Source organism: Candidatus Rickettsia mendelii, from assembly GCF_057543435.1.
Map to the genome: position 1 here is coordinate 54,516 of NZ_BTGX01000016.1, position 11,826 is coordinate 66,341.

An 11,826-nucleotide genomic window follows, 5' to 3' on the forward strand; every position below is an offset into this window, starting at 1 on the left:
CTACGGTATATAAAGTATAAGATGCTTTTTCAAGCTTTTTACTTAAATTTATTTCTAAGCGTATGCTAATTGTAATACTTTTTGCTATTTTTAAATAATTAAAATAACTAAACTAACACCTAATTGATAATATAACACAAAGTACAGTTAATCATAAAATTACTTCTCGAAAGAACAAAAAGCTCTGCTGCTATCTTGATTAAGAAAATCAATAATTTGTATTACTATAGAATTATTTTTATATTTTTCCGAAGCTTGTCTAATACGTTCAGCAAAAGTACCACTATATGAGAAAATTTCTTCTATAGCTTTTAAAGCATTTAAAGATTCTGCTTTATCAAAGCCTCTTCTATTCATACCTACTAGGTTTAGACCTTTAAGTACTGCACGTTTACTGCTTACAAGCCCAAATGGTATTACATCTGCTCCTACAGGTGATAAACCACCTATCATTGAATGTGCTCCAATTCTAGCATATTGATGTACTGCAGATAGCCCTCCTATTATTGCATAATCACCTACTTCTATATGTCCTGCTAAGCTTACATAGTTAGCAAATACAACATTGTGCTTGATATTACAGTCATGGCCTATATGAACACCAACCATAAACAAATTGTTATTACCTACTTTTGTAATCATACCGCCATCTTGACTTCCTGCTTGTATGGTTACATATTCTCTAATAGTATTATTAGAGCCAATTATTGTACTTGATCTTTCTTGAGCATATTTTAAAATTTGCGGTGGTTGACCGATTGAAGCAAAAGGATAAATTACTGTATTTTCACCGATTTCGGTAATACCTTCAATTATTACATGAGATTTCAGCTCTACATTATCATGGAGTACTACTTCAGGGCCTATAATGCAGTACGGACCGATTTTTATGCCTTTACCGAGTTTTGCGCTTTCGGCAATTATGCTAGTTGGATGTATATTAGAACTTGACACTGCTAATTCCTGTTTTTAGCTCGACTTCTCTAAGCATTGCTGTAAATTTACTTTCTGCGGCTATTTCTTCTTCAATTTTTACTGTACTAGAAAATTTCCATACATTGCCTCTTTGTTGATCAATAGTAGCATAGATATACATAGTATCCCCAGGTTGGACAACTTTACGAAATTTTGAATGTTCAATAGCCATTAGAAAAACTTCTTTATTTTTAGTTGAATCTAATGATTTAGCAACTAATATAGCACCAAGTTGTGCCATAGCTTCAATTATTAAAACACCAGGCATGACTGGTTTATTTGGAAAATGTCCTATAAATTGAGGTTCATTGATGGTAACATTTTTAATACCAATTATTGATTTATTAGGATTAATTTCAAGTACCCTATCTACTAATAAAAATGGATAACGATGAGGTATCATTTTCATAATTTCTGTAATATCGATAGTCATTTATTTAGGTCTCTTCCTTAAGAATTGTTTCATAATTACAGATTGCCTATGCCAATCTATAATAGGTACTGCTGGACTGCCGCCAACAATTTTACCGGCTTCTATATTTTGTGCTACGCCGCCTTGCGCTGCTACTTGTGCTCTATCACCTAAAGTTAAATGGCCAGCTACTCCTACTTGTCCTCCAAGGGTACAATATTTACCAATTATGCTGCTACCTGCTATACCTACTTGCGCTACAATAATAGAACCTTTACCTATCCTAACACTATGCCCGATTTGCACTAAATTATCTATACGGCATAAATCTTCTATAATAGTATCTTGTAATGATCCTCTATCAATTGTAGTATTAGCACCAATTTCTACACTATTACCAATTTTAACGATTCCAGTATGAAATATCTTATGATGTACCCCGTTTTCTGTTGAAAATCCGAAACCATCTTGTCCAATTTTTGCACCTGCAGATATTACTACATCATCACCTATAATTGCATAACTTATTGAAACATTTGATTGTACTATAGCGTTTCTACCAATAGTTACATTTCTGTCTATAAAAGCCCCAGTTTCTATAACACTATTATCACCTATAATAACATTATCTTCAATAACTACATTATGGCCTATATAACAATTCTTACCTATAGTTGCCGAATCTGCAATATGCGCCGATTTCATTATTTTTGCAGGGTATGATTTAACGGGGGCATAGAAAAAATCTATCAACTTACTGTAAGCAAAGTATGAATTTTCAGCACGAAGTAAAATAGTTTTATTACTTACCTCCCCTGTAAAATTTTTTGGTATAATACAAGCAGCAGCTTTAGTACTTTTTAAAAATTCAGAATATTTTATGTTGCTTAAAAAGCTTATATCATTTGAAGATGCTTCTCCTAGAGTTTTAATATTGTGAATTACTATATCTTCATAAATTCTAGGAGCTTCTATAATGTCTTGTAAAAACCCTATAATAGCTGTTAGTTTTCTTGGTCCTAGATTTTTATAAAAATTACTATCTACCATATAAAAACTTAACAAATTCAAGAATAAAATGATGGCGGCCACAGTTGGAATCGAACCAACGACACAAGGATTTTCAGTCCTTTGCTCTACCACCTGAGCTATATGGCCAATAAATCTCTTTCCAAACGTTAATTTTAGTGATAATTGGGATAATAACCTTCAAATCCTCATGTATGTCTTGTACACTGTGGATTGATGTTCAGTACCTCTTTCAAATTCCTTAGCAAGTTTGGATTAGGAGCCTAATTAAAGAAATACAACCCAGTAATTATAATAGATTAATTAGCTTTTGTCTATATCTTAATTAGTAATACTAGACAAAAATATGTAATTGTGATAATATAAGCATTTATTGTTGTAATAATCTTAATGATAAGAATAGGTAATATCGAACTTTCTTCAAATGTTATATTAGCACCAATGTCAGGTGTTACGGATCTTGCGTTTAGAAGATTAGTAAAAAGATTTGGTGCTGGGCTTGTAGTTTCTGAAATGATTGCAAGCAGAGCAATGATTGTGGAATCTAGACAGTCAATACAGAAGTGTGCTATCATGTGTGATGATGCAACAAGTGCTTGTGTGCAACTAGCGGGCTGCGAGCCGAGTGTAATAGCAGAGGCTGCTAAAATGAATGAAGATATGGGTGCAAAAATTATCGATCTTAATTTTGGTTGTCCTGCAAAAAAAGTAGTAGGTGGTTATTCAGGTTCAGCGTTAATGAGAGATGAGCAGCTTGCAGCTAAGATTTTTGAAGCAACAGTTAAAGCAGTAAAAATTCCGGTAACGGTTAAAATGCGTATAGGTTGGGATAATCAAACAAAAAACGCTCCAACTTTAGCTAAAATTGCTGAAGATGCAGGGATTCAGATGGTTACGGTTCATGGTAGAACTAGATGTCAGTTTTACTCTGGTAATGCTGATTGGGATTTTATTAAGAAAGTTAAGGAAGCAGTAAAAATTCCGGTTATTGCTAATGGTGATGTTACTAATTTTGTTAGGGCAAAAGAAGCATTAGAAAAATCAGGTGCAGACGGTATTATGATTGGACGAGGGGCATATGGTAAGCCTTGGTTGATTTCACAGATTGCGCATCACCTTAAAACTGGAGAAGAAAAACCTTCTCCTTCTATAGCAGAGCAACTAGGTATTGTGACTCAGCATTATCAAGCAATCATTGATTATTACGGTAAGTCTATGGGTGTGCCGATTGCACGTAAGCATATTGGCTGGTATAGTAGTGGTTTACCTAACTCAGCAGAGTTTAGAAGCTCTATTAATTTGATGAATGATCCGGTAGCAGTAAAGGATAAAATCACAGAATTTTATGCTAATATGATATAATAATAGAGGAAATTTGCTAAAGCCTAGCAATTATGCTTATAATAAATGACAAAGTAATGAGAAAGATTTTAAGCTTTATAATAATAATATTTTCTAGTTTTAGTTATGCAAATGAAAGTGAAAGAACAATGACCATAAGCGATTATCGAGTAGTATTTTTACCTGTAATTACTGAGAACAAAGAAATAAAAATTGCTATTCGTTCTTATTTGAAAAATAATTCTAAGCCATATTTTGTTCTTGTAGATCCAAGCTCTTTTAAGACTGTGCTAGTACCACAAGATCAAGTAGTTTTACCTAAAAATGAAACAGAAAAACAAAATCTTCTAAAAAAATTAAATAAAACTCCTTATATTGAAGTTTTAAATAAATATACAGTTGCACCTTATATATTACAAAATTATGGTGTGACTCATTCAATATATAAAGTAAAAGGACATTTCCTTACAATTGATATGTGTCCTTCTTCTAAAAGTTTTGAAAAAGATTTTTTTAATAAGCTTGTGGAATTATCAATTAAATTAAATAAGCCTATTCCTATTGCTATATGTGTTTCTGGACTATGGATTAATAAACACCAGGAAGAATTTTTGTGGCTAATAAAGCAACAAGAAGAAGGTTATTTGCAGATAGCTTGGATTAATCATTCATTTAGTCATCCTTATTTTAAGGATAGACCTCTTAAAAATAATTTTCTTCTTTCTAATAAGGATAATTTTGAAAATGAAGTGCTTGATACAGGAAAAATATTAGTAAGTCATGATATAGCTCCTTCGCCCTTCTTCCGTTTTCCTGGTTTAATTTCAGATCAAACATTAATAGAGCAATTAAAAAGTTTTGGTTTTATTCCACTTGGTAGTAATGCTTGGCTTGCTAAGGGGGAAACTGCTACAGATGGCTCTTTTATATTAGTGCATGGTAATAGTAATGAAAAACTTGGTATAGATTTAATAATGCCAATGCTAACGAAATTAAAGCTATTGCCTATTGAGCAAGCATTTTTACTACCGAATAATTAATTACTTACTTACATTATAATTCAATTTTTCTAGTAGAATTTTTATTCTTTTGAATATTAAGTTTTATAATAAAAAGTGAAGAATTTGTAAAAAATCAATAAAAGAATATTTTTATATAGTGTTTTGTATTACTTCTCAATTTCATATGATTTTAAACATAATTTATTGTAATATTACATAAACGTTTAGTGTTGTCTAACACTTCTAGATTTACTTCAATTAAAGGAGGTGTAAGTAAGTGCTTAATTATTTTAGACCATTCTATTAAAGTTAAATTACCGTTTAATGCTTCATCAAATCCAAGTTCATAAATTTCTGCAGGAGATTTTAGGCGATAGAGATCATAATGATAGATAGTAAAATTAGGTGCTTTATATGTTTGCAGTATATTAAAAGTTGGGCTTATAATTGTTATATTTTCACCACAAAAATATTTAATAATTTCACGACAAAAAAATGTTTTACTAGCCCCAAGCTCACCATTAAATAAAACTATATTATTCGGTTTTAAATTTTGTGCTAAAAGCTTTGCAAAAGCTTTCGTCTCATCTTCACAATTTAATATTGTTTGACTATTTAACATTGGAAATTAATAAACATTTTTTAACTTGGTAAATCATTTGTAAATATTGCTCCTTAAAAGTACTTGGATTGATATTTTTTACATTCCAGTTTTCGCTATCTAGTATTACCATTTTAGTATTTAATTTGTTATATAGTTGCGCATCGTGCTCATTACTTAAAACAAGACATTTATTATTAGATTGCTTAATAAGATTGTCCAGCTTACTTATATATCTCAAGCTTTTTTGATTTTCGCTATAAAGCTTTGTAGTTTTAATGTTAGTATTAACAAAAAAATATTCTGTGCTATCATTTAATAAAATTACATCTTTTAAAGTTGCAAGTTCATTATTTTTAGTTTCTTGCAAGTTTTTTAATTCTTTAAGTGCTAATGAAAGGTTATGATTAATATCATCTTGTAGCTTAGGAAATTTTTCGCTAAATATTTTTGCAAATTCTTGTAGTAAAATCTGAACATTATCAAGATTGAGCCAAATATGCCAATTATCTTTTATAATTTTTAAAGATTTAATATCACTAATTTTGACAATGTTTTTATTATGGTTATTAATCAGTTTCTCAGCAAAGCTATCAAATTGTTTATCTATATAAATAGTTATATCGGCATTCTTAACTTTTGCTAAATCGCTTGGTTTTAAACTATAATGATGTGGACAGTCACTGCTAATAGCTAAACTATTTAGATCTGCTTTATCTTTAACAAGCATTGCAGCTATACTAGTGATCGGCGTAATACTTATAACTATTTTAGGTTTACCATAGCTAACAAGACTCAAAAATATAAAACATAATAAAATTAAAATCCTAAGCTTCATAATTCCTAATTATATTTAATAATTCTGATTTAGTAGTCTTAAAATCCTGATTTATCCAAAAATTTTTTAGATATTCTAATTTTATACCTATTTCTTTTTTTTCTATATTCATATTTAATAAATCATTACCGTTTACTTGGAACTTAGGACGCAATAATGCATCATATTTACGTGTAAATTCTTTTACTTGTGAATAAGTTAATTTACCTATTATGTTAGCTGCTAATAAATATTCTTTATAATTCTTTTTTTCTAACCAAATTTTTTTCATATTAAATGAGGTAATTACATCTAGATTGATAAAATTTATTATTAATAATATTTGCATTCCTTTATAACGTGAAAATTTCCAATTGAGAAACTGATTTAAGCTTAAATCTTTTTGCTTATATAGTAACAGCACATATCTTGTTATTAATTCTAATTCAAAATTTTTAGCTTGCTCAAAAATTTTTATTTCATAATTTTGTATAGAGAATAATAACTTTAATATTCCTGTTTTAAACATAGATTCTAAAATTTGTTCTGCTCTTTTTGAGACTATAATTTTATCCATCTCACTTTTTATTCGTTCTCGTGATAAGCTATTTAAGCCATCTTTTAAAATTTTGCATGCTTTAAAAGCTTCTCTATCAAGCTGATGTGCATAATAGCTAGAAAAACGAAAGAAACGTAAAATACGTAAATAATCTTCTTTAATTCTATCAATAGCTGTGCCTATGAACACTACTTTTTGCTGCTTCAAATCCTTAAATCCATTAAAATAATCATATACCTCACTTTTAAATGGACAATAGCTTAAAGCATTAATGGTAAAGTCTCTTCTTGCCGCATCTTCGGCAAAATCATTTGTAAAGACTACCTTAGCATTTCTGCCGTTACATTCAATATCTTTTCTAAGGGTTGTAATCTCAAATTTTTCATTTTTAAAAATTGCTGTAATAGTACCATATTTTATACCAGTCGGGATAGTTTTTATCTTAGCTTCTGATAAAATACTAATTACTTTGTTTGGTACTAGAGTAGTAGCTATATCAATATCATAGCTATTTTTTCCAAGTAATGCATCTCGTACGCACCCACCTATAAGTCTAGCTTGTCCTTGATTCATATTGAGTAGTTCTAGGATTCTTTTATATCCTTTTGAAGAAATTTTTAAGGTTCTTTGTATAATTTGCATTTAAGATTTAAATCTGTTGTTAGTATCATTCAATTTTATTCTACAATGTTGGACTCATTAATGCATTTAGTTTTATAATTAAGGTTTATATGAATTTCATTTTTAATAAAGTTACTTTATATTAATAACAATTTTGTCTATATAATTAGTTACATAAGCCAATTGATAACTTACTTACTTTGTTATTTGCCTCTCTCTTATTAGTTGTAAGCTTCACTTATTTACTCCTTATATTTAAGACTGACTGAATTGACAATATAATGTATTATTATTATTCAAAGGTTAGTACTAAGCTGTCTTTATTGTATGAACCAATTACCTAGTAAACTCTGTTAAAGGTAGATGTTTTGTACCAGCTTATTTTATATCAACAATTGCTATATTTTTACATTAAATATTAAACTAGCCTTAGAAAATAAATTATGAATATATAAAAATACTACTATAATTGCAATACCAAGTAAACCATCATGTATTAGTTTCCATATGCAAATCCAAAGGAAACCAAGTAAAAAAATAAAATACTAAAATTTGTGATATAATTAAAATGCCATATAGCACTGCTAGATTATTTAAATATGTTACTAATTTTAGTATTGTCTCAATAAAATACAGGATTTTTATAATATGGCTATCAAATTTAATCATAGTAAAAGGAATAAAGTAGGTGTTATAAGAAAAAAGAAGGTTTAGGTACAACGATAAGATTATATGGTACTGAAGTAATTAGAAAATATAAAAAATTAGTTGATTAATACTGGTGCTGTTGTGCTTCTTGCTAATAAGCTTGAATCAACATTTGATGTCATATAAAATTTTATTGCTCTACAAAAATCTTTCTTCTATCCAAGTAACCATGAATTTTTTTAAGAAAAATTTATAATCTGCAACAGTGATAAGGCAATAAGAGGTAATTGGAAACTTATATGGAATTAGGATTTAGCAATAATATTATAAAAGCTGCAATAGCAAGAGAACACAAACAAGAACATTTGATGAATAATATAAAGATCACAAGCCGTAAAAATGTCTAGTGACTACAATTTGTATGCCAATTAACTCTAAAATAGCTAAACTACCTATTAGTAAACAATAAGCAGAAATTAATTTTTGCTTAAAATATCTCGAATATATAAATATGTATTAGTCACAAAGTTTAGAATTTTCAATGGTAGATAAAAATCACAAACATATAATTATTGAAATAAATTAACCAAAAATCATTGATTTTTGTTAACCTTACTATTTATAATACGCAACGCTTATGTCAATCTAGGTATTAATTTAAATTAGGTATTTGTAATGAGTAGATTAATAGAACGAAATCCGTCAAAAAAATTAAGATTTTTAAAATATTCTTTTCTTGCATCTATCTCAGTAGGAGCAATAATTGCCAGCCCTTTTCAAGTGATTGCTAGTAGTCAATCTATTGATTTAGATGTTATTGAAAGAGGAGAAAATGGTTTATTAACATCTTTTAAACGTCCTGAATCTTTGAATGGCAAAAAAAGGAGATTGGATAGAGAAAAAAGGAGACAGGAAGCGCTTAATGTCCCACTATCTGCACAAATGTCAGTGCTTACCGAAGAAGTAGTACTAAATGAACAGCCAAAAGGAGCAAAGAAGCAGCAAGACAAAGTAAAAGCAGCACTAACTAAACAACAAAAGGCAGCAGAAAAGAAAATAAGAGAGGAAAATAAAGCAAGAGAAAAAGCAGAAGCTATACAAAATATAAAATCAGGTATTTTGCAGCAAATGCAACAAATGTTGAGTAATAGTACGAAAGTACATAAAGAATTATATGAGGCAGAAGAAAAAGCAAAGACAGTAGAAGCAAAAAATGTAAGAAATATTTTATCAAAAATAAATAAAGAAGAAAAAAGTATAAAAAAAGTAATATATAAGGCTCAAAAATTAGTAAATAGTGTAGAAAAAGAAACAAGTAGAACAGGGCTACAAAAGATGAAAGATAAAATGGACAGTTATTCTGCACAAATAAAAGAGATTACACGTAAGGTAGAAGGAGATGTAAAAGATCTAGTGTTATTAACTACTCCTAATATAGTTGAGGAATTAGTAGGTCTAGATCTATCGAAAGAACAGTTACAGTTAGAACAAAATATACACTATGAAGAATCTGAAGATATTGTTAATCAACCAGGAGCACTAAACGAGTTAGGCTTAGACAATGATTCAGTTATACACCACCCATTAGGAAATGAAGCAGCAGCAGCAGAAGCAGAAACAGAAATTGACCAGTTACTCTCATCATATGAAAATATACTATCAAGTAATATTGAAGAAGAAGAGAGTGTAGAATTGGAAGACAAAGATGATGGTAAAGATGATGGTAATGATTCATTAATAGAAGTAACAGAGCAATCACCTGATTCTGAAGACAGTATAACAACAGAAGTTGATATAGCTATTCCTCTTGAACAGGAAACAATAGAAGAAGTAAAAAAGAGCATAGCAGCAATTACTCCTACTACTAATTCACAACATAAAATTGTTAATAATTTAGTAACATCTGTTCTTAAGTCAAGATTAGATTCATCTAAAACTCTTTCTACTGTTTCAGCTGGTGATGAAGAATCTCATATTAAAAGAGGTTTATGGATACGTGGTATGTATGGCACTAATAACCATAGACGTGTTAATAATATTGATGGTTATAGAGGTATTAATAAAGGTGCTACTATCGGCTTTGATGTTGAAATCGATGATAATATTATAGGTATAGCTTATAGTAATGTCCATTCAGTATTTAAATTTAAAAATAATAAAGATAATAATAAGGAAATTATTAATAGCCACGTAATTTCTATTTATGGACAAACAGAATTACCGAAGAATTTTGTAGCTCAAGCTTTAATATCTGCTTCTAGAAACTTTATTAAAGATAAAACAACATATTCATATGGTAATGCTAAATTTAAAAGTAATGTAAAACATCGTAATCATAGTTATAATGCAGAGGCATTATTAAACTATAACTATCTTATTAAAAACAACTTAGTTATTACTCCAAATGTCAGCTTACGATATGGGAAGTCACGAGATGGGGTATATAATGAAACAGGTATTAACGTACAGGAAATAGCTCTTACAATGAAAGAGAATAATATATTGTCTGGAGTTGTTGGTACTAAAGTTAAAATACCTTTGAAAAATGTTTTTAAGTTTAATAATTTAGGACTAACATTATATGGTGCTTTAGAGCATCATTTTAATGAGAAGACTCAAAGAGTAAATAGAATTATTCAAATATTTGACAAAACATTTAAGCAGGATTACCTGATACCAAAACAACCGAAAACATCCTATAATTTAGGAGCAGGTGTTATAGGCAATATAAAAAATACTACAATTTCTTTAGAGTATAATTATTATCTAAATAAGAATTATCAAAGTCATCAAGGTAGTGTTAAGCTTAAGGTAAACCTATAATTTTATGAAGTATACTCATTTAGTTTGAAAATTTGGCAACAAAGTCTCGCTTTTGATCATCATATGGCGTCTATACGACAGCATCACATTGTGGTTAAAAGCTTTGATGCCAGTTCTTCTTTATCTAAATTAAATTTTGTTTACTGATTTTTAATTTATCAGAGGTAAAATTCATACTTGCAATATTTGGAAAGGTATTGTATAAAACCTCAAAGTTACTATTATAGATAAATTAAGAAAAATAATTTATCTATAGTGCTATTAAAAAGTTGCTCTAATCAAAGATAAGGATGTCTTTTCTCCTTATATCTATAATAATCAAATTAAGGCCCCTTCGTCTAGCGGTTAGGACACCACCCTTTCACGGTGGGAACACGGGTTCGAGTCCCGTAGGGGTCACCACTCGTGATTTTTTTATAAAATTATTAAACACGTTTTAGAACAAATTGGTATTCTTGTCTTATAATTTGCAGCAAAGAAGTAATTTTATTAACCTTGTTAGCAGTGTTTATAGTATACAATTAACTTTTATAGTTTACTTTTTCTTAAATGATATCCTAGACATAATATAAGCTAATTTTTTAAGAGTCGACAATTTAGGATAAGTGAGTGGGGAGAGAAGAGAAGCAATAAGAGATTTCAAAGAGAGTGTTAGTTACATAGTATTTTGATTTTAAAATATGCGCTCAACAATGAAGAAATATACATCTAAAGTAGATTAGATATACTTGATACTTTTTGCAAAGTATATGTAAAGAATGAAAGCAACAAAATTAGTACTAACATATAGAAAACCTCAGAAAAAAAGAAACTAAAAGCTTTGCAAGTTACCAACTATAGTAGTATATTTTTATTTATCACCATAATTAAAGATCTTAAGGTCACCATTTATATCATTTATCATACAAATATAAACGTTATTTTAGATTGCTAAGTTACAGATAAAGAATCTAGATATGGCTAAGATTAGTTCTACCGCTTGTTATGATGTCGCAACTA

General features: G+C 29.1%; 8 protein-coding genes, 2 tRNA genes and 1 pseudogene. 4 read left to right on the forward strand and 7 right to left on the reverse strand.

Features of this window, described 5'->3' with window-relative positions:
• Positions 1 to 159: 159 nt before the first annotated feature.
• The 4 genes from lpxA to AC27F4_RS03150 form a co-directional block, all read right to left on the reverse strand.
• On the reverse strand, positions 160 to 954 hold the full coding sequence (gene lpxA, locus AC27F4_RS03135) for an acyl-ACP--UDP-N-acetylglucosamine O-acyltransferase (RefSeq protein ID WP_487062014.1): 795 nt from the start codon (positions 952 to 954) through the stop codon (positions 160 to 162).
• A complete protein-coding gene (gene fabZ, locus AC27F4_RS03140; protein WP_487062016.1) occupies positions 941 to 1,408 on the reverse strand; it encodes a 3-hydroxyacyl-ACP dehydratase FabZ in 468 nt (155 codons plus the stop codon). Before fabZ ends, lpxA begins: the two co-directional genes overlap by 14 nt.
• Positions 1,409 to 2,437, reverse strand: a complete 1,029-nt coding sequence (gene lpxD, locus AC27F4_RS03145) for a UDP-3-O-(3-hydroxymyristoyl)glucosamine N-acyltransferase (RefSeq protein WP_487062018.1) — start codon at positions 2,435 to 2,437, stop codon at positions 1,409 to 1,411. It abuts the gene before it with no gap.
• Between the two features lie 32 nt (positions 2,438 to 2,469).
• Positions 2,470 to 2,545 (reverse strand) — tRNA-Phe (locus tag AC27F4_RS03150).
• Between the two features lie 261 nt (positions 2,546 to 2,806).
• Between AC27F4_RS03150 and dusB the strand changes: the two genes are divergently transcribed.
• Positions 2,807 to 3,778 carry a tRNA dihydrouridine synthase DusB gene (gene dusB, locus AC27F4_RS03155; RefSeq protein ID WP_487062020.1) on the forward strand — a complete coding sequence of 324 codons (972 nt, stop codon included), beginning with the start codon at positions 2,807 to 2,809 and terminating at the stop codon, positions 3,776 to 3,778.
• Between the two features lie 56 nt (positions 3,779 to 3,834).
• A complete protein-coding gene (locus tag AC27F4_RS03160; protein ID WP_487062022.1) occupies positions 3,835 to 4,797 on the forward strand; it encodes a polysaccharide deacetylase family protein in 963 nt (320 codons plus the stop codon).
• A gap of 151 nt (positions 4,798 to 4,948) precedes the next feature.
• Here the strand turns inward: AC27F4_RS03160 and tsaE are convergent, their stop codons facing one another.
• From tsaE to AC27F4_RS03175, 3 genes are read right to left on the reverse strand one after another with little or no spacing between them, the layout of a single operon-like run.
• The gene (gene tsaE, locus AC27F4_RS03165) at positions 4,949 to 5,380 is read right to left on the reverse strand and encodes a tRNA (adenosine(37)-N6)-threonylcarbamoyltransferase complex ATPase subunit type 1 TsaE (RefSeq protein WP_487062024.1); all 432 of its coding nucleotides are present in this window, start codon (positions 5,378 to 5,380) and stop codon (positions 4,949 to 4,951) included.
• A complete protein-coding gene (locus AC27F4_RS03170) occupies positions 5,370 to 6,197 on the reverse strand; it encodes a metal ABC transporter solute-binding protein, Zn/Mn family (RefSeq protein ID WP_487062026.1) in 828 nt (275 codons plus the stop codon). The genes tsaE and AC27F4_RS03170 overlap by 11 nt, the downstream gene beginning before the upstream one ends.
• Positions 6,187 to 7,377: a CCA tRNA nucleotidyltransferase gene (locus AC27F4_RS03175; protein WP_487062028.1), complete on the reverse strand. Its 1,191-nt coding sequence runs from the start codon at positions 7,375 to 7,377 to the stop codon at positions 6,187 to 6,189. The genes AC27F4_RS03170 and AC27F4_RS03175 overlap by 11 nt, the downstream gene beginning before the upstream one ends.
• A 1,965-nt stretch (positions 7,378 to 9,342) precedes the next feature.
• Here AC27F4_RS03175 and AC27F4_RS03180 point away from each other — a divergent pair.
• Together AC27F4_RS03180 and AC27F4_RS03185 are read left to right on the forward strand one after the other, a co-directional pair.
• Positions 9,343 to 10,827 (forward strand): annotated as a pseudogene (locus AC27F4_RS03180) (autotransporter outer membrane beta-barrel domain-containing protein); the annotation flags it as partial.
• Positions 10,828 to 11,154: 327 nt separating this feature from the next.
• Positions 11,155 to 11,229: transfer RNA gene (locus AC27F4_RS03185), tRNA-Glu, on the forward strand.
• The last annotated feature ends 597 nt before the right edge of the window (positions 11,230 to 11,826 follow it).